The following is a 26,404-nucleotide window of genomic DNA, read 5'->3' as shown; positions in this document are numbered from 1 at the left end:
TGCTACGCTCGTGGACATGACTGATCGACGGCTCCTGCTCGTGCACGCCCACCCGGACGACGAGTCGATCGGCACCGGCGCGACCATGGCCAAGTACGTCGCCGAGGGCGCCCACGTCACGCTCGTGACCTGCACGCTCGGCGAGGAGGGGGAGATCATCCCCCCGGACCTCGCGCACCTGGCGGCCGATCGCGACGACGCCCTGGGCCAGTACCGGATCGGCGAGCTGGCCGCCGCCTGCCAGGCGCTCGGCGTGGAGGACCACCGCTTCCTGGGCGGCCCCGGCCGCTGGCGCGACTCGGGGATGATGGGCGTGGCCTCCAACGAGCACCCGCGCGCGTTCTGGGGCGCCGACCTCGACGAGGCCGCGGGGGAGCTGGTGAAGGTCATCCGTGAGGTACGCCCGCAGGTCCTCGTCACCTACGACGCCAACGGCTTCTACGGCCACCCCGACCACATCCAGGCGCACCGGGTCTCGCGCAGGGCGTTCGAGCTGGCGGCCAAGCCGGGCTTCGGCGAGGGCGAGCCGTGGCAGATCGCGAAGTTCTACCACACGGCCGTCGCCAGGTCCGTGATGCGGCGCGGCGCCGAGGCGATGAGCGAGGCCGACGTCGGCTTCCTGCTGGAGAACGTGGACGACATGCCGTTCGGCAGCCCCGACGAGGACATCACCACCGAGATCGACGCCCGCGCCTGGGTCGGCGACAAGCTGGAGGCGCTGCGCGCGCACGCCACGCAGATCAGCGTGCGGGCCCCCTGGTTCGCCCTGTCGAACAACATCGGCCAGGAGGTGCTGGCGGTCGAGCACTACACGCTGGCCATCGGCGTGCCCGGCCCCGCGGTGCCGGGTCCGCCGGTCGAGGCGGGCGGCCTCGGTGAGCCGCACAACCGCGAGAACGATCTCTTCGCGGGCATCCACTAACCTCATTCGACATGGAACATCGCAGCCAGGCCGAGTCGGCGTTGGGCGGGGCGGCGTACGGCATGCTGTTCGTGCTCGGGGTCGTCATGGCCGTCGTGGGCGGCTTCACGCATCCCACGTGGCAGTGGGGCGTCGTCCCCGCGTCGGCGGTCGTGTGGGTGCTGGCGCTGTTCGGGGTCTGCCTGGGGGCGGGCAAGCTGATGCGCGCCAGGCTCGGGGCGATGGCGACGGCGCTCGGCTGGCTGCTGGTGACCATGCCGTTCACGCTGGAGCTGGGGATGGGCGACCTGGTGATCGCGTCAGGCCCTTCCGGGTACGTCTACCTGTACGGGGGGCTGGCGGGCCTCGTCGTGGCCTATCTGATGTCACCCTCGTCGCAAGGCGGTTCGTGGCTTTTGCGGGGTTACCCCTCCGAAAAAACAGACGTAGAAGCATAAAGTAGCTAGGTGCATTCCATCGAGCGGCACGTGGACCCGGGGGCGTACCGCCAGGTCGTCGGCCGCTTCGCCACCGGAGTCGCGATCGTGACGACCAGGCTGGGCGAGGTCGATCACGCGATGACGATCAACTCCTTCACCTCCGTCTCCCTCGATCCCCTGCTGGTGCTGTTCTGCGCGGAGAAGGTGGCGCGCTTCCACGACGCGGTGCTGGAGGCCGGGGTGTGGGGCGTGTCGGTCCTGCCGGCGTCCATGGAGGACGCCTCGCGGTTCTTCGCCCACCGGGGCCGGCCGCTGAACGGGCAGCTCGCCAGGTGGCCGCACCACCGGGGGGAGTCGGGGGTGGCGCTGTTCGACGGGGCCATCGCCACCGTGGAGTGCGCGACCACGGCGGTGCACGACGGCGGTGACCACTCGATCGTGGTGGGCGGGGTGACCGGGCTGGGCACGCCGTCCGACGGGGCTCCGCTGATCTACCACGAAGGCCGCTACAAGTCCCTCTGAGGCACGGATCGGGCCAGGCGCCTGGCGCCTGGCCCGGTCAACGGTCGTGCGGCTGCCCTGCTACTGGGCGGCGGGTGCGCTCACCGACTCCGACGGCGAGGTCGTCGCGGTGTCGGTGGGGACGCTGGTGTCCGTCGGGATGGGACTGACCGTCGGCTCCTCGGTGGGAGGCTCCTCGGTGGGAGGCTCGGACGGCGGCGGACAGGTCGGGATCTCGGTCGGGGTTTCTGTGGGAGTTTCGGTCGGGGTCTCGGTTACGGTCTCGGTGGGGCTGACCGTGGGAGACGCGGTGTCCGTCGGAGGAGTGACCGTCGGGGTCTCCGAGACGGTCGGTGTCGGCGTCGGGGTGTCCGAGACGGTGGGGGTCACGCTCACCGTCGGGGAGACGGTGCTCGTGGGGTCCTCCGCGGGCGGAACGGTGTCCGTCGGCTCGACGTACGGCTGGCAGGTGAACGTCTCCGTGACCGTCGGTCCCGGCTCGGTGACGGTGACCGTGGGACCTGGTTCGGTCACCGTGACCGTCTCGCGGACCGTGACGGTCGGCAGGGGCGCCATGCTGACACCGGCCTGCCCTCGCTTCTTGTACGTGCCCCGGCCCAGCCGGGTGGTGGCGCTTCCTTCGCCCCCGACGACCATGAGCTCCACGCTCGCGGTCTTACACGCTGTCCTCTTGCACACTCGTTGTTCGACGTCGAAGAACGCCGCCCCTTCGTAGGTGACCGAGACGTTGAGGTAGGAGACGCCTCTCCTCTTGACCACCCGCGTCTCGGCGGTGTACTCCCCCTCAGTAGGGGGGCTGGTGGTCTCGGTCGGGGTCGGCGACGTCGTGGGGGGAGGCGACGTGGAGGGGTCGCCGGCTAACGCCACCTGTGCGTTGAGAGGAGTGTCGGTGAATCGTAGGGAATCGGTCGCTGACGTCTGGGTGATCGCGACTCCGCCGGCTCCTGCTAGTGCGACGGTGCCGAGCAGCGCGCCCAGGATGGAGAATCTCATAATCCTGCTCTTGTGGGAGATTTCAGGACGGGGATCATTATTCCGACTTGTCAAGATGAGTCAAGACTCAGACGCATGAACAGGCGCCTCCGGTTCCGGCGTGCCGTGAACTACGCCAACCTCTCCACGCCGCTCGGCCTGCTGCTCGCCGTCGTGGGCGGCACGTCCAGGACGCCCGGCCCCGACGGGCTCGTCCTGGCCTTCGGCTACCGCTACCGCTTCCCGATCGCGGGCGCGTTCACGGTCGGGAACGTGGTCCTGACCAGGCGCGACGCGCTGGACGAGCGGCTCATCCTGCACGAGGGGCGGCACGCCACCCAGTGGGCGTGGTGCCTGGGGCTGCCGATGTTGCCGCTCTACCTGCTGGCCATGCTCGGCTCGGTGATCGTCTGCGGTCATCAGGCCTCGTACAACGTCTTCGAACGCCTGGCGGGCCTGGACGACGGCGGCTATCCGCACCAGCGGCTGTGGTGGCGCCGGACCAGGGGTTGACGCCGCCCGTCAGGGGGTCAGCTTGAGCGTGTGCACGGCGGCCTTCCTGACCGACTCCGGCTTGGAGCGCATCGGCAGCAGCTCGCCCCGCGCCCACGCCTCGGCCTGGTCCCAGTAGTTGTCGTGGAAGGCGTGCCCCGAGGCGCCCGTCAGGTTGATCCACCGGGACTGGTTCAGGTCCGACAGGTCGGCGATCATCCGCATCGACGGCACCGCCGTGATCGCGTAGTCGTTCTGAACGTTCCAGCCCGTGGCGTTCACCGCGTCCTTGCCGCCGGCCACCGGCAGCGGACCCCGGTTGAACAGCGCCTCCACCGGCCCGATCCCCGAGGTCCCGAGCGAGCCGTTGACGAGTTCGAGCCGGTGCAGGTCGCCCCAGCGCCATGCCTTGACGTCCGTGCCGAGCCGGTCGGCGAGCTCCTGGTGGGCCGAGGCCATGGCCTGGCGCAGGATGTCGTCGCGGGTCTCCGCGACCTCGCGGGTGGTCACGTCGTCCCAGAACGGGTCCTCCGGCGCCTCCAGCAGCCGCCTGACGACCTCGTACCAGCGGTCGCCTCCGGCGGGGCGGGCCGCCGCGGGCAGGTCGTCGTTGAAGGTCAGCGTGAGCACGTGCCGCCAGACGGCGTTGAAGTACGCGGCGGGGGCCGAGTCGACGCCCTGCATGCGGTCCCACGTCTTGAGCAGGTCCCTGGCCTGGACGGACGGGCCCGCCAGGTCCACCTCCATCAGGGCCGGGACCAGCGTGTCGGCGAAGCCGTTGTAGGTGTCCTGCTGGATCCGCGCCATGGTGCCCGTGTCGATCGGGCCCTTCTTGATGGCCTCCTTGAGCAGGGTGCGGATGCGCTCGGAGCGGTAGCCGTACGACCAGTCCTTGGTGAGCAGCGGCTTGTAGCGCTCGGGGTCGATGACGGCGTTGTTGGCGGTGACGATGAAGCCGTCCGCCGGGTCCTCGACCGAGGGGAGCTGGTCGTAGGGGATGGGGGCGGCGTTCCACTCGTACTCGCCGGTCCAGCCGGGGACCGGCCAGGTGCCGTCGCCGTTCGCGCGCACGGGGATGCGGCCGGGCGCCTGGTAGCCGATCTTGCCGGAGGTGTCGGCGTAGACGAGGTTCTGCGCCGGGACGTCGAACAGGGCCGCCGCCGCCTTGAACTCCTGCCAGTCGGCGGCCTTGTTCAGCGCGAAGATCGCGTCCACCGTCCTGCCGGGCGTCAGCGCCGTCCACTGCAGCGCCACCGCGTTGGCCTCGCCGCTGGGCTTGGCGGTGGGGATGACCTGGTTGATCAGCGGGCCGTGCCGGGTGGCCCTGACGGTGAGCGTGACGGTCGCGCCCCCCGCCACCTTGATCTTCTCCTGCCGGGTCTCCAGCGGCAGCCGCGAGCCCTTGTAGAGGTAGGTGTCGCCGTCGACCTGCTCCAGGAAGAGGTCGGCCACGTCGGGGCCGAGGTTCGTGAAGCCCCACGCGATCTTGTCCGTCTGCCCGATGATCACACCGGGCACGCCGGAGAAGGTGAACCCTGTCACGTCGTACGGGCACTCGGCGGTGAGCTTGCGGCAGTGCAGCCCCGCCTGGTACCAGACGGACGGCAGCCCCGGCGACAGGTGCGGGTCGTTGGCCAGCAGCGGCTTGCCGCCGGTGGTGTACTCGCCGGAGATCACCCACGAGTTCGACCCGAGCCCCGACCGGTCGCCGGTGCCGGGGGAGCCCGTGCCCAGCGTGTCCGGCAGGTCGCCGAGCGTGTCGGCGGCGTCGGCGAGCGCCCGGTTGCCGCGCAGCCGCGGCTCGGCCCGCTGGTCGAAGCGGCCCTGGACGACGGCGCCCTCGTTGACGATCGGCAGGTGACGGTCGTACGGGTAGCCGGGGTAGAGCTGCTCCACCCGCTCCCTGGGCAGCTCGGTCAGCGCCAGGGCGCGGTCGATCTCGTCCTCGACGTTGGAGCGCAGGTCCCACGCCATGGCCTTGAGCCAGGCCACGGAGTCGACCGGGGTCCACTTCTCCGGTGTGCCGCCGCCGCCCTGGAGCTTCAGGATGGAGTACTCGAGGCTGCGGTCGGAGGCGTTCGGGTTGGCGCTGAGCCAGGCGTTGACGCCCTTGGCGTACGCGTCGAGGTAGCCCTTCGTCTCCTGGGCCAGCTCGGGCACCTCCCGCTCGGCCACCCTGCGCCAGCCCATGGTCCGCAGGGCCTTGTCGGTGTCGAGGGTGGCGGCGCCGTAGAGCTCCGACAGGCGCCCGGCGGTCATGTGGCGGCGGAAGTCCATCTCGTAGAAGCGGTCCTGGGCGTGCACGAACCCCTGGGCCAGGAACAGGTCCGCAGCGCTGTCGGCATAAATGTGGGGGATCCCCGATTTATCCCGATAAATCTCCACGGTCCCGGTCAAGCCGGGGAGCCGCAGCGATCCGTCCACCTGCGGGAACGACTTGCGCACCGTGTAGACGAGGACCCCTGCCAGCACCAGAACCAGTGCGAGAAGCACGGTCAACACCCGAGCGGACCACCGCAACGGCCACGGCATCCACGCATAGGGCCTCACCGCCACCTCCTTCATGCCGAACTGGCATCAAGTCTGGCAGTTCGTGATCACTCCTCCGGACGGGCCTCAGACCCAGGTCTGACCCTCGGCCGTGTCGGAAACGCGTACACCCAGCTCCGCCAGCTCCTCCCGCAACCGGTCGGAGGCGGCCCAGTCGCCGGACTCCCTGGCCCTGGCCCGCGCCTCCAGCAGCTCGGCTGCCCCGGGCGGCAGCACCTTGGGCTTGCCGATGTCGATGGACAGGTCCAGCCCCAGCACCTGGTCCAGGTGCAGGAACGTCTCGAACTTCGCCCCCGGCGCCACCGACTCGTCCCGCTCCAGCTCCCGCAGCACCCGCAGGGCCGCCGGAGTGTCGAGGTCGTCGTCGAAGGCGGCCTCCGCCCGGTCCACGTGCTCCTGCGACAGGGGCGCGCTGACCGACTCGGCCCAATCGGCCACCCGCGAGCGCCACCTGCGCACCGTGCGGTCGGCGGCCCTCAGCGTGTCCCACGTGAGGTTGAGCTGCTGGCGGTAGCGGTGCTCCAGGAACGCCATCCGCACGGCCAGCGGGTCGAGCCCGGCCGAGACCACGTCGGACAGCAGCACCACGTTCCCCGTGGACTTGGCCATCTTCTGCCCGTCGAAGAGCAGGTGCTCCCCGTGCACCCAGTGGTCGACCACCTCGTGGCCGGTCGCCGCGTTCGACTGCGCGCGCTCGTCCTCGTGGTGCGGGAAGCGCAGGTCGATGCCGGCGGTGTGGATCTCGAAGCGCGGCCCGAGGAAGCGCAGGGACATGGCCGAGCACTCCACGTGCCAGCCGGGGAAGCCGCGCCCCCACGGAGTCTCCCAGGTCAGCTCGCCCTCGCCGGGCTTCCACAGCGCCCAGTCGGCGTGGAAGCGCTTGCGGGGATCGACGGTCTCGATGCGGTGGGCGGGCTTGAGTGCGTCGAGCCGGTTGCCGGAGATCTCCCCGTAGGAGGGGAACGTCCGTACGTCGAAGAAGACCGAGCCGTCGGGCACGGCGTAGGCGTGCCCCTGCTCGACCAGCTTGGCGATCAGCTCCACCATCAGCTCGACGCTCTCGCTGGCCCTGGGCAGGTGCTCGGGCGGCCGGAGGTTGAGCGCGGCCGTGTCGGCCCTGAAGGCGTCCTCGTAGTGGCGCGCCAGCTCCAGCGGCGAGCGCCCCTCGGCGCGCGCCTGGGCGAGGACCTTGTCCTCGCCCTCGGCCTCGGCCCCTGCGTCATCGGCGAGGTGGCCGACGTCGGTGATGTTCTGACAGGCCACGACCCGCACCCGCCGCCGCTCCAGGACCCGTCTGATCAGGTCGGACAGCAGGTACGTGCGCAGGTTGCCCACGTGCGCGTGCCGGTAGACCGTCGGCCCGCACGTGTACATCCGCACCGCGCGCCCGGCGGCGATCTCCTCGACCTGCCTGGCACGCGTGTCGTAGATCCGCAACATCTCCCGAGCTTAGCCCGGGGTCATCCGCCCAGGAAACCGAGTATGTCCCTGTCGCCGCGCTCGCGGAGCCTGCCGAGGATCTCCTCGCGGGTGGCCGTGTCGGGCAGCCCGATCCTGGCCCCGATCAGCCGCAGGCCCTCGATCTCCGAGCTGACGGGCGCGGTGTAGCCGAACAGGTAGAGCGCCCGGTTGATGGGCGGCATGCCCACGGGCGCGGCCGGCAGGTAGCGGGTCAGCAGCTCCCCGCCGTCGGACACGGTCAGGAAGACGTGGTCGCCCTCCTGCGCCTTGTACTCGGCCAGCACGTTGCGGATCGAGCCCATCGTCGGCTGGTTGTGCCAGCTGATCACCACGTCGCCGGACGGCGCGGACGCCGTGAGCTGCCCGCCCGGCGCCATCCCCAGGTACGCCGCGAACCCCGTCGGCAGCGGCGACCCGGAGCCGCGCAGGTGCTCGGCGTTGACGTCCACCCGGTGCCACCAGCGGCCGTCGCGGGAGCGGAAGCTGCGCCGCGTCTCAGAGACGTCCTTGCGCGGCTGGTACGGCTCCGCCTCCCCGCCGGGCGCGGTGCCCGCCACCCTGATCCAGCCCCGCTGCGTGCGCTCGAACCCCGGCCCGCCGGAGTACGCGCGCACCGAGCTCTCGCTCACGTCGTAACGGGAGGTCAGGTTGGCCACGATCGTGCTGACCGAGGCCTCGCCGCCGGCCCGCTCGATCTCCCTGGCGATCATCTCCCTGATCCCCAGGTACTCGTCGCCGCCCCACCTGGTCAGCCCGTACTTGTTGCGGTCGACCCGGCGGAAGCGCTCGTCGGCGGTGAGCTGGTTGCGGATGCCGACCAGGCTGTAGTCCTCGCCGATGCGCTCCTGGATCTCCTCCGGCGACAGCGGCGCGCCCGCCACCGCCAGCACCGCCTCGGCCTTCTCGTTGATGCTGCGCGGCCACGGCACCACGTGCTGGCCCAGCACCCGTAGCTGCGGCACGGCCAGGATCCACCGCTCGGCCACGTCCTCGCGCACGCCGAGCTGGGACACCATGGACACGGCCTCGCCGAGCGGGTGCGGCCCGTCGGCGAAGAGCTGGCGCGTCTTCTCCCTCAGCTCGTCGGCGCCGCCCGCCACCAGCCAGCCGTCGGCCTGCTCGTAGCCGGTCAGCAGCGTGCGCACGAACCGCCACGCCGGGATCCCCAGCGTGCGCAGCTCGGTCCGGTGCCACGGCACGGTGGCCTGAAGGTCGTCGGCCGGCGCCGCCGAGCCCAGCCGGCCGCGCAGCCAGGTCACGTGCGCGACCAGGGGGGCGGCCTCCGGCCTGCTCAGCCAGGACTCCACGTGGTCGCGCAGGTCGCGCTCGATCTGCCTGATCCGCTCCCGCGTCACCGAGAACCGCTGCGCCAGCTCGTCCAGCGTGGCCCGCTGCGTGGCGTACAGGCGGTCGCGGGCGATGGCGCGCTGCCGGTCGTCCAGCGCGCCGAACAGCTCGTCGATCAGCTCGGGCAGCGGCCTGTCCGGCCTGGACGGCGCGGGCACGGCCTCGGGCGCGGGCTCCAGCAACCGCTCGAACACGCCGCTGAACAGCTTCTGCACCACGTCCTTGCCCAGCGTCTCCGGCGTCCGCTCGGCCTCGGCGGGGTCGGAGAAGCGCAGCAGCGGCAGGATGTCGCCGAGCATGAGATGCCCCCAGCAGGCCACGGCCAGGTCGGCCAGGTGGCCCGCGACGGTCTGCGCGCCGACGATGGCGCACGCGCGGTCGAGGGGGATCGCCTGCCACCAGGCCTCGGGCAGCTGGGGCTCCTCCACGATCGGCGCTATCTGACCAGGGGAGGTCCAGCGCAGGGGTGGCGCGAGGTCGCTCAGGCTGAGGTTCATTGAGGTCCAACCGGCAAAGGGAAGATATCCGCAGTTCAGACTATGTGATCAGAGGGGTAGAAACGGGCTGCCTCTTCCGGAATGGGAGATATAGAGCATCGAACGCGCCCGGGTGCAGGCGACGAACAGTATGCTCCGTTCGCGCTGCAGGGCACGAGCCCGCGCGTAAGGCTCCTCCGGCGGCGGCTCGGGCACCACGCCCTCCGCCACGCCGATGAGCGCCACCCGCTCGAACTCGAGCCCCTTCAGCTGCTGGAAGGTCGAGGCCCGCACGTCCAGGCCGGTCAGCGCCCGCTTGGCGGCGCGGACCAGCCGCTGGTTGCGGGCGCCCACGGCGATCTCGCCGGCGGGCACGCCGTCGGCCAGCCACCCGTCGACGGTGCCGCGCAGCCCCGCCAGCTCCGCCTCCTGCGTGTCGTACGCCCTGACCACCGGCCGCTCGCCGTGCCGCGTCGCGCTGAAGGCCGCCAGGTCGGTCACGCCCTTGACCAGGCCGGGGGACGGGCTGCCGCCGCGCAGCCGTACGGAGAAGGACAGCAGCTCCTGCGGCAGCCGGTGGGAGCGGTCGAGCGAGTGCTGGTCGGCGGGGATGCCCACCGCGCCGAGCGCCACCTTCGTGTCGGTGACGCGCTGGTGCGGATCACCCACGATGAACAGATCGTCCCGCGCCCGCGGCACGGCCGCCCTGAGCAGCCGCCACTGCGCGGGGCTGATGTCCTGTGCCTCGTCCACAACCATGTGACGGTACGGCTTGCGCCCCGGATCCACATCGTCGAGCAGATCACCTGTCGAGATCGACAGCAACCGGAACGCGTCCTCCGTGAGCTGGGCCAGCGATCGGGCCCCCGGGCCGACCAGCGGGGGACGCCTGCCCTCCGCGCCGGCCACGATGCGCACGGCGAGGCGTTCGGCGTTGTCCACCTCGACCCGCTTGCGCACCACCTCGTCCTCGATCAGCACGTCCAGCCGCGCCGCCAGGTCCTCCGCCAGGCTCTGCGAGAACGTCACCAGCAGCACGGGACCCGCGCCCCGCGCCGCCAGGTGGGCCGCCCGGTGCAGCGCGACCACGGTCTTGCCGGTGCCCGCGCCGCCCACGACCAGCACCGGGTGCTCGTACCTGGCCGCCCTGGCCAGCCGGTGCTGCGGCGGGTACAGGAACGTGCACCAGCCCGGCGCCTCCAGCACCCGGTCCAGCGTGACCTTGTCGGAGACGAACACCGCCCGGTCCGGGCTGCGGCGCAGCGCCGCGTACAGGTCCTCGGGGTCGATCGGGCCCGGCTCGCTGTCGGTCGCGCGCCAGGCGTCCAGCTCCCGCCACGCCTCCGACAGCGAGCCGCCCCTGGCCAGCACCGCCAGCGGGACGTACTGGGTGGGCGGCAGCAGCGGCTCCAGCGCGGCCACGTCGGCCTCGGTCGTGATCAGGCGGAACAGCGGCAGCGCGGCGAGGTCCAGGCCCAGCCCCAGCAGGTCGCCGTCGCAGATCGGCGCGAACAGCCGCGCCGACCTGGCCGATCGGCGTAACGCGGGCTCCACCCTGTCCAGCGCCTCGGCGTCCCACTCCTCGACGACGCCGATCGCCGGGTTGACGCCGTAGCGGTGGCGGCGGGCGTACGACCAGGCCTCGGGGTCCGGCAGCAGCGTGCGCAGCCAGTACACGTCCCGCTGCCGCACCACCACCCCGCGATGGCCCTCGGCCAGGCGCAGGGTCGCGACCCTCGGGTCCCTGGCGCCCCTGACCCGCTCGGGGTGCGGGGCGCCGGACACGTTCAGCAGGAACCGGCGCAGCGCGACCACGGCGTCCCTGCGCACCGGCTGGGCCAGTGCGCTGAGCTCCCTGGGAAACTCAGGGCCGATCGCGAGCCGCGGCACCGGCTCAGTCCAGGAGTTCGAGCAGGTCGCGATCCCCGCGTTCGCGGAGCCTGTTGAGCAGGTCGGGCAGGGCGACGGGCCCCGTCATGCCGATCCTGGTGGCGATCACCCTGGCCGCCTGGTCGCGGGTGCCTCCCGGGGCGGTGTAGCCCACTAGGCGCAGCGCCTTGGTGATCTTCTCGGCGCCCTGGGCGGCGACCGGCAGGTGCCTGGCGCGCAGCACCCCCTCGTCCGACAGCGTCAGGAACAGGTGGCCGCCCTCCCGGGCGCCCACGTCCACCAGGAGCCGCTCGATGCTCTGCAGGATCGGCTTGCCGTGCCAGACCATGGTCAGCTCGCCCGCGGCGCTCCTGACCGTCCTGCTCTCGCCCGGCGACAGCCCCAGGTACGAGGCGAACCCCGTCGGCAGCACGCACTCGCCGCCCGCGAGCTGCTCGGCCGTCACGTCGATGCGCAGCCACCAGCGGCCGTCGGGCTGTCTGAAGCAGCGCCGCGTCTGAGAGACGTCCTTCAGCGGCTGGTACGGCTTGTCCTGCTCGCCGTTGGCCTCCTGCATCGGCTGGACGGGCGGGGCGGCCGGGGTGAACGCCTGGAACTGCGGCGGTCCCGGAGGCGGCGGGGTGATCCCGACCGGGCCGAACGCCGACGGCACCAGCTCCACCGGCGGCGGCTGCTGCTGGTACGGCTTGCGCTGCGGCAGCGGTGGCGGTGGGAGCTCCGGCTGCGGAGGAGGCGGCGGTGGGGGCGGGGCCAGCGTGGTCAGCACGAACTGCCACGCGGGGACCTCCAGCGCCTGGATCTCCACGGTGTGCCAGTCGGCCGCGTTGATCAGCTGCTCCTTGGGGGCTGCCGGGCCTAGCGTTCTGACCAGCTCGTCCAGGTGTGCCCGGTACGGGGCGGCTTCGTCGCTCGACAGCCAGCGGTCTAGGCGGGCGCGCAGCTCTTCCTCGGTGGCGGAGATCTCGGCCGGGGGGACGGCGAACAGTTTGGCCAGCTGGTCGACGGCGGAGGGCTCGTCGGTGAAGACCCGGTTCTGGGCGACGGCCCAGCTCTTGTCGTCGAGGCCGGCGAATGCGGCCTCGATGAGCTGGGGTAGCTCCTGGCTTTCCGCGTCCTCGTGAGCGGCGCCCTCGTGGGCGGCCTCCGCCTGGAGGGCCTCGGCCTCGTGGGCCGCCGGGTCGGGGGCGGGCTCGTCGGCGGCGTCCAGCACCGGCTCGGGCTCCGGCTCGTGGGCCTCGTCGGAGACCGGCTCCGCGTCGGCGTCCACGACCCGCTCGGCCGCGTCCTGCTCCTCGCCGTCGAGCTCCTCGTCGAGCGTGGCGCTCTCCTGGTGCCCGGCGCGCTCCTCCTGCCCAGCGGCCTCATGGTGCTCGGCGCTTTCGTCGTGCGCGTCGGCCTCGTGCGCGTCGGCCTCGTGTGCGTCGGCCTCGTGTGCGTCGGCCTCGTGTGCGTCGGCCTCGTGTGCGTCGGCCTCGTGCGGCTCGCCGTGCCCGGCGTCGAGGGCGTCCCCGGCGAGCGCATCGCCGGCGTAGTCGTTTCCGGCGTAGGCGTCCTCGGCATAGGCGTCCTCGGGGGCACGCTCGGCCTCGGCGGCCGGCTCCTCGGCGAAGTGAGCCGCGTCGGCGGGCTCGCGCTCGCCCTCGCCGTCGGCATCACGCCCCTCGACGCCCTCAGCGCCGTGCTGCGCGCCGACCGCCCCCGGAACCGATTCCTCACCCACCCCGGCCCGCTCCGGCGCCGCAGCGGCCGACTCAGCCTCATCGGCGACGTACGAGCGCCCGACGGCGGCCCCCGGCTCAAGCTCCACCGGCGCATGACCGAGCGCCACCTCGCGGGACACGTGCACGTGCGCGGACACGTCCTCGCCGTGCGGATGCGCCAGCCGCACCAGAACGGCGGAGAACAACGTGTTCAGCACCGGCCGGGCCTGGATGAACGGCTGGTCCACCAGCTCCCGGCTGGTCAGCGCGAGCAGCCCGGCCCACGACCCGGCGCGGTCGAGCGCGATCGCGACGGCGGGCTCGTCAGCCTCCTCCGGGTCCAGGACGTGCAGCGCAGGCAGGACGTCGCCCACCGCCGCCGCGGGCCAGTGCTCAAGGGCGATCTCCGTCAGCAGCTCGCCCAGGGACTCGGGGCCGATCGCGGCCAGCACCCGCGGCATGGGCAAACTGCGCCACCACGCATCCGGCAGGTCCGGCTGCCCGGTGAGTAGCGTGATCGTCGACGAGTCGCTCCACCTCAACGGTGGTACGAGGTCGCTCAGGCAGAAGTTCATCCCGTTCCGTTCACCAGCCCCTCACGCCGCCGCAGCGGTGCAGCCATAATCTCGCCGCCCACGGAACAGACCATAGTCCGGCAAATCAGCCCTACGCATCATGCTCGACGCATCAACGCCGAACAGCGGCAAAGCGTAGACGCACGTAGTCGGCCATCCAGCCAGTCTCCCTGCGAAGCGCGGGCGCGGCGAGCTCGTTCACGCGTCGGAGCAGGGGTTCCACGATCTCGGGGGGAAGCCCTTCGAGCACCGAGGCGGCGAACATGCGCACCCAGTCGGCGGCCCCGCCGGGGCACTCGTCCAGGGGAGTGGGCCGGTCGAAGTACTCCAGCAACCTGACCACGAACCCCTCCTGCTCGAGGCGGCGGGCGTACTCGGCAGGCGTGGGAAAGTACCACGGCAGCTCGGGCTCGCGCAGGCCGTACTCGCGCCAGGCGGTCAGCATCGCGGTGGTCAGCTCGGCGCAGTTGCCCGCGCCGCCCATCTCCGCGACGAAGCGCCCGCCAGGCTTGAGTGCCTCGCGGACGCTGGCGATCACGGCGCCGGGCTCGCGGCTCATCCAGTGCAGCGCGGCGTTGGAGAACACCGCGTCGTACGGGTCCACGACCGTGAAGTCGTGCCCGTCGCCGATGATGAAGTCGAGGCCGGGATACTGGGCGAGTGCCTTCTCGATCATCGCGGCGGAGCCGTCGATGCCGAGGACCTCGGCCCCTCTGAAGGCGATCTGCGCGGTCAGCACCCCGGTGCCGCAACCGAGGTCGAGCACGCGCTCGCCGGGCCGCGGGTCCAGCAGGTCGACCAGTGGCGCACCCTGCGTGGAGACGTAGCCGAAGCTGCTGTCGTAGGCGCGACTGTTCCACCGCTCCAAGCTCGGTGCGTCGTATCGCAAGACGATCAGCTCACATTCGATCAGACATCGGGCCCCCGTGGCCGTGCTGTCTGTTCACTTTAGAGCCTGATCGTCCCTACGACATATCAAGTCACTTCGGACTCATCCCACGCTCTTCGCCCACTCCTTCCTCAGGTACGCCTTCGCGGCGTCCGCCTGGGGGATCGTCATGAGCACGGGCGGCCCGGGCGGCCTGGGCAGTTTCGCGGCCTGCTCGGTGTCGAGCGTGCCCTTCATGAGCATCGCCTCGCCGCGCGCCGGGCGGGCGAAGCCCTTCTGGAGCAGGTTCTGGCCCTCGTCGGAGAACAGGAACTCCTGCCACAGCCGGGCCGCCGCCGGGTGCGGGGCCGCTTTGCTGACGGCCTGCACGTGGTAGCCGCCGAGTGCACTGTCGCGCGGGATCGCGACCTTCCAGCGGTCGGGGGAGTGGGCGCCGCGCGCCGCGTTCAGGTGGTCCCAGGCGACGATGACGTTGGCCTTGGCCGGGTCGGTGAGCCGCCCCTCCTGCTTCAGCTTGGCGAACAGCGCCACGCCCTGCTCGGGCCGCGGCACCCCGGCGCGCAGGGAGGCCGCCATCACGCCGTCGAACGCGGCGGCCGAGCGCAGCGGGTCGCCGTCGAGCGCGACCCGGTGGCCGGGCTTGAGCAGGTCGGCGAACGAGGCGGGCGGCTTGACCTCGCGGGGGTCGTACCCGATGGACATGTAGCCGCCGTAGGCGGCGTACCAGGCGCCGGACGGGTCCTTGACGTGGTCGGGCAGGTCCTGCCAGCCCTGCACCTTGTACGGGGCGAAGCGGTCGGCCCCCGACACCGCCACGTCCATGGTCAGGTCGAAGACGTCGGGCTTGAGCTTCGAGGCGATCTCCAGCTCTCGCGCGCTGCTGGCCCCGGGTTCGAGCTGGTTGACCTTGATCTCGTACTTGTCGGCGAAGGTGTCGATGATCTCGCCGTAGTTGACCCAGTCGCGGGGCAGGGCGATCACGTTCAGCTCGCCCTCGCGCCGGGCGGCCTCGGCCAGGCGCTCCATGGTGCCGAAGCCGGCCTTCATCGAGGCGGCCTGGGCGTTGACCGGCGGCAGGTTCTTGGTCTCTGTGGTGGTGGACTCGGTGGACGACGCGCCGCATCCGGCGCTGGCGAGGATGGCTGCTGCGGCGGCGCAGGTACGTACAGTCACACAACGAATACTTACTGTTGCATTCGCCCAGGTCGAGGAGGCGCGGCCGGAACGACCATGGCGGCCACCAGGCTCTCCTCCGGGATCGTCACCAGGGTGCCGTCCTTCTTGCGTACTTCGAGCACTCCATCCGCCCACGACACGAGGATGCCCACCGCGTCGCGAAACCCGCCGGGAACGCGTCTTCGGGTGGTGATCCGTGCGCCGATGTCCTGACTTGTGATGGCGATCACGAGGCGTGCGACCACGAGTTTGCCACCCTCCGTTTCGGCCAGCTGGCAAGCACGGCAATACTAGGGCGTAGCAAACCGCGGTCAGAGTCATGCCATGGTGCTGGAGAAGAAGGAGCTCGAGGTGACCTACGTCATCGCGCAGCCTTGCGTGGACGTCCTGGACAAGGCGTGCATCGAGGAGTGCCCCGTCGATTGCATCTACGAGGGCGAGCGCATGCTTTACATCCACCCCGACGAGTGCGTGGACTGCGGCGCGTGCGAGCCTGTGTGCCCCGTCGAGGCGATTTTCTACGAGGACGACCTTCCCGAGCAGTGGAAGGACTTCTACAAGGCGAACGTGGACTTCTTCGAGGACCTCGGCTCGCCCGGTGGGGCCTCGAAGGTCGGCAAGATCGACAAGGACCACCCGGTCGTGGCGGCGCTGCCGCCGCAGGGCGAGGACCACTAAGAGGGCCACTGAGAGGGCCACTGAGAGGCCACTGACAGGGCCGCTCCTACAGGGCCGCTCGGCGAGTTCTGTCACGCCGCGCACGGGGGCATCCGGCGCCAGGTGGATGCGCCCCGTCCGCACGCGTGCCCGCGCATCGGTACGGCAACGCAACACCCTGGAGAATCGTGAACAAGCTGCCTGACTTCCCCTGGGATCGGCTGGAGCCGTACAAGGAGCGCGCGCTGGCGCATCCCGACGGGATCGTCGACCTGTCGATCGGCACGCCGGTCGACCCCGTGCCCCGGCTCGTCCAGGACGCGCTCACGCAGGCGTCCGACAGCCCCGGCTACCCCTTCACCCACGGCACCAAGGCGTTGCGCGAGGCCGCCGCCGGGTGGCTGGGCCGCAGGCACGGTGTCACGGTCGACCAGCAGGACGTGCTGCCGCTGATCGGGTCCAAGGAGTTCGTCGCGTGGCTGCCCACCTACCTGGGCGCCAAGCGGGTGGTCTTCCCCGAGCTGGCCTACCCCACCTACGACGTGGGCGCCCGGCTCGCGGGGGCGGTCGGCACCGCCTCCGACAGCACGCTCGCGCTCGGCCCCGAGCCGGTGGACCTCATCTGGGTGAACTCACCCGGCAACCCCACGGGCCGGGTGCTGCCCGCCGAGCACCTGCGCAAGGTCGTGGCCTGGGCCCGCGAGCGCGGCGCCGTCGTGGCCTCCGACGAGTGCTACATCGAGCTGGGCTGGGAGGAACAGCCGATCTCGATCCTGCATCCCGACGTCTGCGGCGGCTCCCACGAGGGGCTGCTCGCCGTCCACTCGCTCTCCAAGCGCTCCAACCTGGCGGGCTACCGCGCCGGGTTCGTGACCGGCGACCCCGCCCTGGTCAAGAGGCTGCTGGAGACACGCAAGCACGCGGGCATGCTGATGCCCCAGCCCGTCCAGGCGGCCATGACGGCGGCGTTCTCCGACGACGAGCACGCCGACCGCCAGCGCGAGCTGTACGCCGCCCGCCGCACCGTGCTGCGCCCCGCGCTGGAGAGGGCCGGCTGGAGCATCGACCATTCCACGGCGGGTCTGTACTTCTGGGCCTCCAACGGGCAGAGCGCCTGGGATCAGGTAGGCAAGCTTTCCGAAATCGGGATTTTGGTCGCGCCGGGCGAGTTCTACGGATCGGCAGGTGGACGGCACATCCGCATCGCCGTCACCGCGACCGACGAACGGATCGGTGCGGCGGTGCGCCGCCTCCAGTAGGATCGCCCGTCATAGCGAGCCGCAGCGCCGGCTTGACACGCATACATCAATAACGGCTAACGCCGAGGCAGACCGCGAGTGGAGCGAGCTGATCGATGAGCGTGACCTCCATGGTCGTACTCGGGCTGAGCGTCGCCACCGTCCTGCTGCTGCTCGGGGCCTTCTGGGCCACGTTGCGGCAAGACAGGAAGGGCCGCCGTACGAGTGCGGCGCCTGCCGAGGTCGCTGCGGTCGAGGCCCCGCTGGCGGCGCCGGTGAGCGCCGCCGGCCAGGTCGGCACCGACTACACCGACCCCCGCACGATCCGGATCGGCGACCGGATCGAGGTGCTCGGAGCTCCCGCCCGCGTGCTCGGCGCCATGTACATCTCCTGGCAGGGGCAGCAGTGGACCGAGTTCCTGCTGCGTGACGCCTCGCGGCGGTTCCAGTGGCTCTCGGTCGAGGTGCGCGCGGGTGACCCGCCGCACCTGGAGGTGCAGCTCTGGAACGACGTGCCCACGCAGGGCATGGTGCCGGCCAAGAGCATGCTCATCATGGAGGGCGTGGAGTTCTTCCCGATGGACCGGGGCACGGCCGCCTTCCGCAGCGAGGGCGACACCGGCAATCCCGACAGGGGGCTGCTCGACTTCGCCGACTACCGGGCCTCCGACGGGCGGCTGCTGTCGTTCGAGCGCATCCAGGGCGGCTCCTGGACCGCCAGCTACGCCCAGCCCCTCCCGCCCGGCTCCATCTCGATCGTCCGCCGCGCCTCGTAGCGGCCGCACCTGCCGGCCGTCCGCCGGCCGCTCGCCCGCCGTCCGGTTCGCGCCCGCCGGCCGCCCTGTCCGGTTCGCGCCCGCCGGCCGCCCTGTCCGGTTCGCGCCCGCCCCGGACGCCCTTACGCCAGCTCCACCTTGCGCGCGCCGGCCGCGCCGCCCTGCCGCCAGCCGTCGGCCTTCGGGTCGTTGACCCAGGTGGCGCCGTTGTAGCCGACCTTGCTCAGCGCGTACCGCTCGGCGTGCGCCACCGACCAGGCGGCCACCAGCCAGCCGCGCTTCTTCGTGGTGATCGCCGTGCTGCCCATCGCCCTGGCGAGCTGCTTGCGCGCCTCGGCGGTGCGCGGCTGCGGAGCGGGAGTGGTCTTGGCCGGCGGGTACCAGCAGTGCACCGACTTGGGGACCCGCCCGGTGAACGCGGCGGCGAGGATCTTGGCCTCCGTCTCGTGCGGCGCGTACGCGTACCCGCCCGCCGAGCGCTGCACGGCCTGTGCCGCCTCCGCCAGCGGGATCTTCCGGTAGTTCTTGACCTTGACCAGCGCGGCGAAGAACTTGTTCGTGGCGTAGACGGGGTCCATGATCTGCTTCTTGGTGCCCCAGCCCTGCGACTCGCGCTGCTGGAACACGCCGACCGAGTCGCGGTCGCCGTGGTCGAGGTTCTGGATCTTCGACTCCTGCATCGCCGTGGCGTACGCGATCACCACGGCCCGCTCAGGCAGCCCGCGGCGCGCCGCGACGGCCGCGATGGTGGCGGCGATCTGGGCCTGCTCGGGCGAGAGCGTACGCGCGCCGTCGGGCGTGGTCACCGAGCAGAACGCCTCGGGCGGCTCGGCGAGGGGTGTCCGCTTCAGCAACTGGTACAGGCCCACGGAGACGCCCACGGCGAGCACGACGACGATGATCGCGATGGTGATGACTCCACGTGAGAAGCGCAGGCGCACCCTGAAAAACCTACCCGGCCGGATAAGCTCCGTGGCCATGAGTCAAGTGAGCACCTCGTCACCGATCCCCTCCGTGGTGGACGAGTTGTGGGAGCGCCGCGCGGAGCTGTCGCCGGCCGACGCCGAAGCGCGGCACTTGGTGGTCGGCGCGGTCGACCTGCTCGACAGGGGCGAGGCCAGGGCCGCCACGGTGGTGGGCGACGAGGTGGTCGTGGACGAGCGGGCCAAACGGGCGATCCTGCTCAGCTTCCAGGTGCTCGGCCTGGCACGTTCCCAGGTGGGCGACTTCCAGCACCACGACAGGCATCCGCTGAAGAGCTCGTTCGACGGCGTGCGGGTGGTGCCGGGGGCGATCGCGCGCTGGGGCTCGTACCTGGCGCCGGGCGTGGTGCTCATGCCGTCCTTCACCAACATCGGCGCGTACGTGGGCGCGGGGACGATGGTCGACACGTGGGCCACGGTGGGCTCGTGCGCCCAGATCGGCAGGAACGTGCACCTGTCCGGCGGCGTCGGCGTCGGAGGGGTGCTGGAGCCGCCCAACGCCGCGCCGGTGGTGATCGAGGACGACGTGCTGATCGGCAGCCGGGCGATGATCGTCGAGGGCGCCCGGGTCGGTCAGGGCGCGGTGGTGGGCGCCGGGACGATCCTGTCCGCGTCCATCCCGGTGATCGACACCGAGACGGGCGAGGAGTTGTCCCGCGGCCGGATCCCGCCGTGGTGCGTGGCCGTGACCGGCACGCGGGCGAAGGAGTTCGCCGGCGGCACGTTCGGCCTGCCCTGCGTGCTGGTGATCAAGCGCCTGGAGCCGGGACGGCGGCACGGCAAATCCTCGATCAACGACCTGCTGCGCGCACATGGAGTGAGCACCTGATGCTGGACCTGACCCAGGACGTACGCGACCTGACCGCCGCCATCGTGGACATCGAGTCGGTGAGCGGGAACGAGCAGGCGCTGGCCGGCGAGGTCGAGCGGGCGCTGTCGGCGCTGCCGCACCTCACGGTGACCCGGTCGGGCCAGACGGTCGTGGCCCGCACCGATCAGGGGCATCCCGAGCGGGTGCTGATCGCCGGCCACCTCGACACCGTGCCCACGGCGGGCAACCTGCCCAGCAGGGTGGAGGGCGACCTGCTGTACGGCTGCGGCACCTCCGACATGAAGGCGGGCGTGGCGGTCGCGCTCAAGCTGGCCGCCACCGTGCCCGCGCCCAACAGGGACGTCACCTACGTCTTCTACGACTGCGAGGAGGTCGAGGCCGAGCGCAACGGCCTGACCAGGGTCGCCAGGGAGCACCCCGAGTGGCTGGCGGCCGACTTCGCGGTGCTCATGGAGCCCACGGACGGCGTGATCGAGGGCGGCTGCCAGGGCACGCTGCGCGCCGAGGTCACAGTGAGCGGCAAGCGGGCCCACAGCGCGCGCTCGTGGTTCGGGGTCAACGCCATCCACGGGATCGAGCCGGTGCTGGCCAGGCTGAACGCCTACGAGCCGCGGCGGCCGGTGGTCGACGGGCTGGAGTACCACGAGGGGCTGAACGCGGTCGGCGTGCGCGGCGGGGTCGCCGGCAACGTCATCCCCGACCTGTGCGTGGTGACGGTCAACTACCGCTTCGCGCCCGACCTGTCGATCGAGGACGCCGAGGAGTACGTACGTGAGGTGTTCGCCGGGTTCGCGGTGAGCTTCGTGGACGCCGCCCCCGCCGCCAGGCCCGGGCTGACGCACCCGGTGGCGGCGGCCTTCACCGCGGCCGTCGGCGGCACCCCGCGCGCCAAGCTCGGTTGGACGGACGTGGCCCGCTTCTCCGCGCTGGGCGTCCCCGCCGTGAACTACGGCCCGGGGGATCCGAACCTCGCGCACCAGCAGGGCGAGTACGTGTCGCTGCCGAAGATCGCAGAGAGCGAGCGCGCGATGCTCGACTGGCTCACCAAGTGAAAGCCCGGACAAAATGAAAGTGGCCCTCCTCGCCGGCCATTTGGCGGGGAAGACCACTTTCAGTCCCGAGCAGCACCCTCATGCGGTTAGACGCGAGGGAGTCGAAATTCGGTTCCACGCTTCTTTCAAGATTTTTTAGGCCGCTGTTCTGCCCGTGCTACCTGCGGATTCTCCGGGAGGAGGCAGCCTGGACACCCGGACGGGCAGGAGGACGGGCGCAGAACGGCCGTCCGAGAGAGGGACTAGCGTGATCCGCATGGAACAGAATCGTCGCGAACGCCGCCAGGGCCAGGCCGTCGTCAGGGGGAGCCTCGTCCCCAGCTCCACCCACGACCAGCGCCTGCTGGCCCGCCAGGGGCCCTCCGACTGGGTGCACATGGACCCGTGGCGGGTGCTGCGCATCCAGGCGGAGTTCGTCGAGGGGTTCGGCCAGCTCGCCGAGCTGCCGCAGGCCGTCACGGTCTTCGGCTCGGCCCGCACCAGGCCCGACTCCCCCGAGTACGAGATGGGCCGGGCCCTCGGCCGGTCACTGGCCGAGGCGGGCTACGCCGTGATCACCGGCGGCGGTCCGGGCGTGATGGAGGCGGCGAACCGAGGCTCGCGCGACGTCGAGGGCGCGGTGTCGGTCGGGCTCGGCATCGAGCTGCCCTTCGAGCAGCGCATGAACGACTACGTCGATCTCGGCATCGAGTTCCGCTACTTCTTCGTGCGCAAGACGATGTTCGTCAAGTACTCCTGCGGCTTCATCGCCCTGCCCGGCGGCTTCGGCACGCTGGACGAGCTGTTCGAGGCGCTCACGCTGGTGCAGACCCACAAGGTCACCTCGTTCCCCGTGGTGCTGATGGGCTCGGAGTTCTGGGGCGGGCTGCTCGACTGGATCAAGGGCTCGCTGCTGAGCGGCGGGAAGATCGCGCCGCAGGACCTCGACCTGATCAGTCTCACCGACGACGTGGACGAGGCCGTACGCATCATCGTGGACGCCGACCTGGCCCGCTCCAAGCAGCGCGAGGAGGAGATCGAGGCCACCGCGGCCCAGACGGCGGAGCCCCAATAGGCTTCTGCGACGTGAACATCTGCGTCTACTGCGCCTCAAGCCTGAAGATCGACAAGAAGTATCTGGAGCTGGCCGCGACCGTGGGCACGGAGCTGGTCAAGCGCGGCCATTCCCTCGTGAGCGGCGGCGGCTCGGTCTCCTGCATGGGCGCCGTCGCCGCGGCGGCCCGCGCGGCCGGCGGCCACACCGTCGGCGTGATCCCCCAGGCCCTGGTGGACATGGAGGTGGCGGACGAGGAGGCCGACGAGCTGATCGTCACCTCCGACATGCGCGAGCGCAAGGGCATCATGGACGCCCGCTCCGACGCGTTCCTGGTGCTGCCCGGCGGCCTCGGCACGCTGGAGGAGCTGTTCGAGATCTGGACGGCGCGGGTGCTCGGCCTGCACGACCGCCCCCTGGTGCTGCTCGACCCGTGGGGCCTGTACGACCCGCTGCGGCAGCTCATCGACGGCATGTACGAGCAGGGCTTCACCCGGGCCGACGTCTTCGACGCGATCTCGTGGACGACGACCGTCGAGGAGGCGTTCGCCGCGCTCGAATCGCGCACGCAGCCCGTCCGGCCCAGCGTCGCCGAGCTGGGCGAGGCCACCGGCTGACCCGCGACACGGCCGGGTCCAGGCGGTACGCGTGGAATGCGCGACTTGCGGTGGACCGCAAGAATGTGGTCCACCGTGTGAGTACGATGCCAATGTGCTGGTCATACTCGCCATCGCCGCCATCGCCATCTTGGCCTGCGTGGTCCTGGTCTCCCTGGGCAGGGGCGGTGAGCTGACCGAGTTCCCGCCCGACGTGCCGCCGCTCGACCTGCCCGAGGCCGGTCATCTCACGGCGGTCGACTTCATGGCGCTGCAACTGCCGGTCAACCTGGTCGGCTACCACACGCAGAGCGTCGACGAGACCCTGCGCCGCGCAGCCACCGCCATCAGCGCGCGCGACACCCGCATCGCGGTGCTGGAGCAGCGCGTCTCCGAGCTGCTGTCCAGCCGGCTGCACGCGCGCCAGGAGATCTACGCCGCGCCCGGGGCGGGGCCGCGCACCGAGCACACGCCCGAGGCGCCGGCCGCGCCGCGCGAGCTGCCCGACTCCGGTGACCCGGTGTCGGTCAGCGGGGCCTCGGTCGACTGGGACGGTGGGGCGGCTGAGCTGAAGCACCTGCCGGAGGAGCCGGAGTGGCGCGTGCCCCGGCCCGGCGCCGCCGCACCGACCGCCAACGGCAAGGCCGACGCCCGCACCGCGCCCGCCGCGCCTGCGGACGGCGAGACCGCGCCGGACGACCAGGCGGTCCGCGAGCCCGCGTCCGCGGCGTCCGCCGATCGCGAGCCCGCGTCCGCCGCGTCCGCCGATCGCGAGCCCGCGCCGGACGGCCCGGCCGAGAGCAAGGGCGGGGAGCAGCCCGCCGACATGCCCGCCGACATGCCCGCCGACACGCCTGCCGACGCGCCCGCTGACGCCACCGCCGAGGAGGCGAAGGCGGAGGAGCAGGCCGCCGACACGCCTGCCGACCCGCCCGCGGCGGAGGCGGAGGCGGAGGCGGAGGCGGAGGCGGAGGCGGCGAAGGCCGAGGACGTGCCGGCCGTGGCCGCCAAGGAGGGTGACGAGCACCGGTGACCGACCCGATCCGCTGCACCTGGACGGGCATGGCCGACCCGATGTACGTGACCTACCACGACGAGGAGTGGGGCCGCCCGGTCCAGGGCGACGACGCGGTCTTCGAGCGGGTGTCGCTGGAGGCGTTCCAGTCGGGCCTGTCGTGGCTGACGATCCTGCGCAAGCGGGAGAACTTCCGCGCCGCCTTCGACCACTTCTCGATCCCGAAGGTCGCCGCGTACACCGAGCAGGACGTCGAGCGCCTGCTGGCCGACGCGGGCATCATCCGCAACCGCGCCAAGATCGAGGCCACGATCAGCAACGCCAGGGCCGCCCTCGACCTGCCCACGGGCCTGTCGGAGCTGGTGTGGCGGCACGCCGACCCCGACGCGCCGGTGCCGCGCACGATGGCCGACGTGCCCGCCGTCACCCCCGGCTCGAAGGCGCTGGCCAAGGAGCTGAGGAAGCACGGCTTCAAGTTCGTCGGCCCGACCACGGCGTACGCGCTGATGCAGGCCATCGGGCTGGTCAACGATCACATCGAAGGCTGCGTGGCCCGCCGAAGTCGCTGAGCTCCACGCTGTGGGAGCGCCCCAGCGACCCGCCGACCTCGACCACGATGGCGGGCCTTCTGCCGGTGCTCACGGTGACGGTGTCGTCGGCGCGGATGACCCCGCCCATGCTGCGGTCGAGCGTGATCCTGAGGACGTCCGCCGTCCTGGTGGGGTCGGCCACGGCCAGCAGGAGCCGCCCGCTCGACCGGCGCACCATCAGCACGCACGGCTTGTCCACGCTCACGATCCAGGCGGTGCCCGCCGTCCAGAACACGGCCCCGAACAGCGTCCGCGTCTGCACCGCCTGCAGCGCGGTGGTGTTGCACAACACGCGCGCGGGCTGGGCGCCGCGGAAGAAGCGGGTGCGTCCGCGGGTGGCGTTCGGCAGCAGCACGTACGCGTAGCGGGCGTCGAACGGGTTCACGCCGTGGTCGAACCAGAAGGTCACGTAGCGGCGCGTGACGGGCTCGAAGGCGCCCGCGGTGTCGTCGCCCGTGTTGATGTCGCGCCAGCGGCCCGTACGCGTCTCCACGAGCGTCCTGGCGCCCTCGAAGACGTAGCCCGCCACCCCGGGCAGGTGTATCCAGCCGTCGCCGACGTGCGGGTCCTGGTCGGTCGCGCGGCTCTCGATCACGGTCTCGACGGCGCGGCCGTCGAAGCTGGTGATGCCGCTGCCGAGCGCCACCACGGCCGTGTCGAAGCAGAACCACGACTTGCGCGCCCGCAGGCTCACGCCGTCGCCGATCAGCTCCATGGCGCTGACCCCGTACTGGCCGTCGAGCACCACGCCGCCCGCCCACGGGCTGGGCGGGCGGTGCACGCGGAAGTCGAGGTCCGCGCGCGGGCGCGGGTCCACGGTGGTCCCCGGCAGCCGGTACGGGTCCACCGTCGGCCAGAAGTCCTGCCCGTAGTGGCCTGGGTCGCCCGTGTAGAGATAGGTCATGCCGTCGCCGGTGTACCAGCCGTGCCGGTTCTCGCCGTTGATGGCCTCGTAGGCGGCGGTCCTGTGCGACGACATGCTGATCGCCACCGACCACCCGGCCCGCCGGTGCACGACCCGGTCCATCGAGGGGAACACGAAGTGCCCCTCAGGCTCGGGCGCGGCCTCGATCGTCTTGTCGTCGAGCACCGCCACGGCCCGCCGGGTCTCGGCCACGCTCGCCTGCTCCAGGTAGGGCGGCACCTCGCAGGACGCGCCGCCGCGCTCGATCCAGCCCTTGGCCAGCTCCCTGAAGCGGCTCCTGTACGGCTCGGGCGCGCTCTGCGCGAGCAGCAGCACGGCGCCGATCGCCCCGTGCCCCGCCACCCGGTCGGAGAACGCCTGCCTGCTGGTCGCCCGGCCCCTGACGGTGTCCATGAGCAGCCCGTCGTGCATGAACGGCGCGAAGGAACGTTCCACGGCGTCCAGCACGACCCGCTGCCCCGGATCCTGGACCTGCCACGGGGAGCCGTGCAGCAGCGCCACGCACTCGGCGACCGCGATGAGCAGGGACAGGCCGTACGAGCCCGTGTAGGCGACCACGGCGTGCTGGATGAACGAGCCGTCGCGGTGGAAGCCGTCGCCCGAGTCCACGTAGCCGAACACGCTGTGCCGCCCGCCGTCCCGCACGTCGGAGAGCCCGTCGCGGGCCAGCGCCAGCTTGTCCGCGCTGCGCCCCGCCACGCCGCGGAAGGCCACGATGGCGGCCTTGTCGGCCCGGTTGGCGCCGCTCTCGCTGGCGTCGGGCCAGCCGGCGCGGCGGTCGGGGTCGGGGCAGAAGCGGTCGATGGCGCCGAGGTAGGCCGCCAGCCTGCCCGCGTCGAGCCGGTCGCCGAGCAGCACGCAAGAGCGGCTCAGCTCGGCGGGCGTGCCGATCTCCCAGAACCACCAGTTGCCCGTCTCGGGCAGGCGTTCGTTGTAGTGCCGCTCGTAGAGCAGGTCGAGCGCCTCGATCACCTTCGCCGCCACGGCGTCGTCACCGTGCTGGGCGGTGCCCGCCGTCGCCCAGGCGGTCGCGATGGTACGCAGCCTTCCGTAACTCCCTGTGACGTGCCCGGGGCGGCCTTCGAGCGGGAGGTCGGGCCAGATCAGGCCGGGCACCATCTCGGCCAGCCAGGTGCCGGCCCGCTCGCTCAGCGCGGCCAGCGGCCGCTCGTAGGCCGGGTCGGCGAGGTCGAGGTCGCCGCCGGTGAGCAGGGTCATGGCCGTCGCACGCAGTGCCCCGAAGTCGGGCGCGGCGGGGGAGGCGTCATGCGTGGCGGGCGAGGAGGCGTCGGAAGAGCGCATGGCGCCAGCATGTC

At 71.7% G+C, this 26,404-nt stretch carries 24 protein-coding genes; 13 read left to right on the top strand and 11 right to left on the bottom strand.

The genetic code is table 11. The annotated features are described in order from the left end of the window. The first annotated feature begins 16 nt into the window (after positions 1 to 16). The 3 genes from mshB to LCN96_RS49555 are packed head-to-tail and all read left to right on the top strand — an operon-like array spanning position 17 to position 1,863. Positions 17 to 922, top strand: a complete 906-nt coding sequence (gene mshB, locus LCN96_RS49565) for an N-acetyl-1-D-myo-inositol-2-amino-2-deoxy-alpha-D-glucopyranoside deacetylase (protein ID WP_225269344.1) — start codon at positions 17 to 19, stop codon at positions 920 to 922. An 11-nt stretch (positions 923 to 933) separates the two neighbouring features. Continuing rightward, a complete protein-coding gene (locus tag LCN96_RS49560) occupies positions 934 to 1,359 on the top strand; it encodes a DUF6113 family protein (RefSeq protein ID WP_225269343.1) in 426 nt (141 codons plus the stop codon). A 9-nt stretch (positions 1,360 to 1,368) separates the two neighbouring features. Beyond that, positions 1,369 to 1,863, top strand: coding sequence for a flavin reductase family protein (locus LCN96_RS49555; protein WP_225269342.1), 495 nt, complete (start codon positions 1,369 to 1,371; stop codon positions 1,861 to 1,863). Between the two features lie 60 nt (positions 1,864 to 1,923). Here the strand turns inward: LCN96_RS49555 and LCN96_RS49550 are convergent, their stop codons facing one another. Next, entirely contained in the window at positions 1,924 to 2,856 is a 933-nt protein-coding gene (locus tag LCN96_RS49550) for a hypothetical protein (protein ID WP_225269341.1), read from the bottom strand. A gap of 75 nt (positions 2,857 to 2,931) precedes the next feature. Here LCN96_RS49550 and LCN96_RS49545 point away from each other — a divergent pair, with 75 nt between their 5' ends. Further along, positions 2,932 to 3,348 (top strand): hypothetical protein, encoded by a 417-nt coding sequence (locus tag LCN96_RS49545; RefSeq protein WP_225269340.1) that lies wholly within the window; start codon positions 2,932 to 2,934, stop codon positions 3,346 to 3,348. Positions 3,349 to 3,357: 9 nt separating this feature from the next. On the opposite strand, the gene LCN96_RS49540 is transcribed toward LCN96_RS49545, so the two are convergent. The 8 genes from LCN96_RS49540 to LCN96_RS49505 all read right to left on the bottom strand — a co-directional run bounded on the left by LCN96_RS49540 (position 3,358) and on the right by LCN96_RS49505 (position 15,636). Continuing rightward, positions 3,358 to 5,859, bottom strand: a complete 2,502-nt coding sequence (locus tag LCN96_RS49540; protein ID WP_225276230.1) for a penicillin acylase family protein — start codon at positions 5,857 to 5,859, stop codon at positions 3,358 to 3,360. An 84-nt stretch (positions 5,860 to 5,943) separates the two neighbouring features. Continuing rightward, complete coding sequence (cysS, locus tag LCN96_RS49535; protein ID WP_225269339.1) at positions 5,944 to 7,317, bottom strand: cysteine--tRNA ligase; 1,374 nt, start codon at positions 7,315 to 7,317, stop codon at positions 5,944 to 5,946. Between the two features lie 20 nt (positions 7,318 to 7,337). Continuing rightward, entirely contained in the window at positions 7,338 to 9,182 is a 1,845-nt protein-coding gene (locus LCN96_RS49530; RefSeq protein WP_225269338.1) for a sigma factor-like helix-turn-helix DNA-binding protein, read from the bottom strand. A 48-nt stretch (positions 9,183 to 9,230) separates the two neighbouring features. Continuing rightward, the gene (locus tag LCN96_RS49525) at positions 9,231 to 11,051 is read right to left on the bottom strand and encodes a UvrD-helicase domain-containing protein (RefSeq protein WP_225269337.1); all 1,821 of its coding nucleotides are present in this window, start codon (positions 11,049 to 11,051) and stop codon (positions 9,231 to 9,233) included. Positions 11,052 to 11,055: 4 nt separating this feature from the next. After that, complete coding sequence (locus tag LCN96_RS56995; RefSeq protein ID WP_263657405.1) at positions 11,056 to 13,212, bottom strand: prolipoprotein diacylglyceryl transferase; 2,157 nt, start codon at positions 13,210 to 13,212, stop codon at positions 11,056 to 11,058. A gap of 226 nt (positions 13,213 to 13,438) precedes the next feature. Then, on the bottom strand, positions 13,439 to 14,215 hold the full coding sequence (locus LCN96_RS49515; RefSeq protein WP_225269336.1) for a class I SAM-dependent methyltransferase: 777 nt from the start codon (positions 14,213 to 14,215) through the stop codon (positions 13,439 to 13,441). Between the two features lie 102 nt (positions 14,216 to 14,317). Beyond that, positions 14,318 to 15,388, bottom strand: coding sequence for an ABC transporter substrate-binding protein (locus LCN96_RS49510; RefSeq protein ID WP_225269335.1), 1,071 nt, complete (start codon positions 15,386 to 15,388; stop codon positions 14,318 to 14,320). A gap of 11 nt (positions 15,389 to 15,399) precedes the next feature. Then, positions 15,400 to 15,636: a putative acetyltransferase gene (locus LCN96_RS49505; RefSeq protein ID WP_225269334.1), complete on the bottom strand. Its 237-nt coding sequence runs from the start codon at positions 15,634 to 15,636 to the stop codon at positions 15,400 to 15,402. Positions 15,637 to 15,742: 106 nt separating this feature from the next. On the opposite strand from LCN96_RS49505, the gene fdxA reads away from it, so the two are divergent. The 3 genes from fdxA (at position 15,743) to LCN96_RS49490 (ending at position 18,062) form a co-directional block, all read left to right on the top strand. Continuing rightward, the gene (gene fdxA, locus LCN96_RS49500) at positions 15,743 to 16,069 is read left to right on the top strand and encodes a ferredoxin (RefSeq protein WP_080047500.1); all 327 of its coding nucleotides are present in this window, start codon (positions 15,743 to 15,745) and stop codon (positions 16,067 to 16,069) included. Positions 16,070 to 16,236: 167 nt separating this feature from the next. After that, the gene (gene dapC / locus LCN96_RS49495) at positions 16,237 to 17,307 is read left to right on the top strand and encodes a succinyldiaminopimelate transaminase (RefSeq protein ID WP_225269333.1); all 1,071 of its coding nucleotides are present in this window, start codon (positions 16,237 to 16,239) and stop codon (positions 17,305 to 17,307) included. A gap of 95 nt (positions 17,308 to 17,402) precedes the next feature. Then, positions 17,403 to 18,062, top strand: coding sequence for a DUF4178 domain-containing protein (locus tag LCN96_RS49490; protein WP_225269332.1), 660 nt, complete (start codon positions 17,403 to 17,405; stop codon positions 18,060 to 18,062). Positions 18,063 to 18,184: 122 nt separating this feature from the next. Here LCN96_RS49490 and LCN96_RS49485 read toward each other — a convergent pair whose 3' ends face one another. Next, on the bottom strand, positions 18,185 to 19,003 hold the full coding sequence (locus LCN96_RS49485; protein WP_225269331.1) for a hypothetical protein: 819 nt from the start codon (positions 19,001 to 19,003) through the stop codon (positions 18,185 to 18,187). Positions 19,004 to 19,040: 37 nt separating this feature from the next. Here LCN96_RS49485 and LCN96_RS49480 point away from each other — a divergent pair, with 37 nt between their 5' ends. The 6 genes from LCN96_RS49480 to LCN96_RS49455 all read left to right on the top strand — a co-directional run bounded on the left by LCN96_RS49480 (position 19,041) and on the right by LCN96_RS49455 (position 24,142). After that, on the top strand, positions 19,041 to 19,874 hold the full coding sequence (locus LCN96_RS49480; protein ID WP_225269330.1) for a 2,3,4,5-tetrahydropyridine-2,6-dicarboxylate N-succinyltransferase: 834 nt from the start codon (positions 19,041 to 19,043) through the stop codon (positions 19,872 to 19,874). Continuing rightward, positions 19,874 to 20,929, top strand: a complete 1,056-nt coding sequence (dapE, locus tag LCN96_RS49475; RefSeq protein ID WP_225269329.1) for a succinyl-diaminopimelate desuccinylase — start codon at positions 19,874 to 19,876, stop codon at positions 20,927 to 20,929. Before LCN96_RS49480 ends, dapE begins: the two co-directional genes overlap by 1 nt. 256 nt (positions 20,930 to 21,185) lie before the next feature. Beyond that, positions 21,186 to 21,983 carry an LOG family protein gene (locus LCN96_RS49470; protein WP_225269328.1) on the top strand — a complete coding sequence of 266 codons (798 nt, stop codon included), beginning with the start codon at positions 21,186 to 21,188 and terminating at the stop codon, positions 21,981 to 21,983. 11 nt (positions 21,984 to 21,994) lie between these two features. Further along, positions 21,995 to 22,579: an LOG family protein gene (locus tag LCN96_RS49465; protein ID WP_225269327.1), complete on the top strand. Its 585-nt coding sequence runs from the start codon at positions 21,995 to 21,997 to the stop codon at positions 22,577 to 22,579. A gap of 94 nt (positions 22,580 to 22,673) precedes the next feature. Beyond that, complete coding sequence (locus tag LCN96_RS49460) at positions 22,674 to 23,591, top strand: hypothetical protein (protein ID WP_225269326.1); 918 nt, start codon at positions 22,674 to 22,676, stop codon at positions 23,589 to 23,591. 29 nt (positions 23,592 to 23,620) lie between these two features. Further along, positions 23,621 to 24,142: a DNA-3-methyladenine glycosylase I gene (locus LCN96_RS49455; protein ID WP_263657558.1), complete on the top strand. Its 522-nt coding sequence runs from the start codon at positions 23,621 to 23,623 to the stop codon at positions 24,140 to 24,142. Here LCN96_RS49455 and LCN96_RS49450 read toward each other — a convergent pair. Next, positions 24,099 to 26,390 (bottom strand): polysaccharide lyase 8 family protein, encoded by a 2,292-nt coding sequence (locus LCN96_RS49450; protein ID WP_225269324.1) that lies wholly within the window; start codon positions 26,388 to 26,390, stop codon positions 24,099 to 24,101. The two genes, LCN96_RS49455 and LCN96_RS49450, sit on opposite strands and share 44 nt — an antisense overlap. Positions 26,391 to 26,404: the final 14 nt, after the last annotated feature.

It is taken from the genome of Nonomuraea gerenzanensis, assembly GCF_020215645.1.
Lineage (GTDB): Bacteria > Actinomycetota > Actinomycetes > Streptosporangiales > Streptosporangiaceae > Nonomuraea > Nonomuraea gerenzanensis.
The sequence above is the reverse complement of the archived record's forward strand: the minus strand, read 5'-3'. Positions and strand labels throughout refer to the sequence as shown.

Excerpts from the sequence above, each read along its gene's own strand:
- mshB (WP_225269344.1), top strand. The coding sequence starts at position 17 with ATGACTGATCGACGGCTCCTGCTCGTGCACGCCCACCCGGACGACGAG.
- LCN96_RS49560 (WP_225269343.1), top strand. The coding sequence starts at position 934 with ATGGAACATCGCAGCCAGGCCGAGTCGGCGTTGGGCGGGGCGGCGTAC.
- LCN96_RS49550 (WP_225269341.1), bottom strand. The coding sequence starts at position 2,856 with ATGAGATTCTCCATCCTGGGCGCGCTGCTCGGCACCGTCGCACTAGCA.
- LCN96_RS49545 (WP_225269340.1), top strand. The coding sequence starts at position 2,932 with ATGAACAGGCGCCTCCGGTTCCGGCGTGCCGTGAACTACGCCAACCTC.
- LCN96_RS49540 (WP_225276230.1), bottom strand. The coding sequence starts at position 5,859 with ATGCCGTGGCCGTTGCGGTGGTCCGCTCGGGTGTTGACCGTGCTTCTC.
- cysS (WP_225269339.1), bottom strand. The coding sequence starts at position 7,317 with ATGTTGCGGATCTACGACACGCGTGCCAGGCAGGTCGAGGAGATCGCC.
- LCN96_RS49530 (WP_225269338.1), bottom strand. The coding sequence starts at position 9,182 with ATGAACCTCAGCCTGAGCGACCTCGCGCCACCCCTGCGCTGGACCTCC.
- LCN96_RS56995 (WP_263657405.1), bottom strand. The coding sequence starts at position 13,212 with ATGCCGCGGGTGCTGGCCGCGATCGGCCCCGAGTCCCTGGGCGAGCTG.
- LCN96_RS49490 (WP_225269332.1), top strand. The coding sequence starts at position 17,403 with ATGAGCGTGACCTCCATGGTCGTACTCGGGCTGAGCGTCGCCACCGTC.
- LCN96_RS49480 (WP_225269330.1), top strand. The coding sequence starts at position 19,041 with ATGAGTCAAGTGAGCACCTCGTCACCGATCCCCTCCGTGGTGGACGAG.
- dapE (WP_225269329.1), top strand. The coding sequence starts at position 19,874 with ATGCTGGACCTGACCCAGGACGTACGCGACCTGACCGCCGCCATCGTG.
- LCN96_RS49470 (WP_225269328.1), top strand. The coding sequence starts at position 21,186 with ATGGAACAGAATCGTCGCGAACGCCGCCAGGGCCAGGCCGTCGTCAGG.
- LCN96_RS49455 (WP_263657558.1), top strand. The coding sequence starts at position 23,621 with ATGGCCGACCCGATGTACGTGACCTACCACGACGAGGAGTGGGGCCGC.
- LCN96_RS49450 (WP_225269324.1), bottom strand. The coding sequence starts at position 26,390 with ATGCGCTCTTCCGACGCCTCCTCGCCCGCCACGCATGACGCCTCCCCC.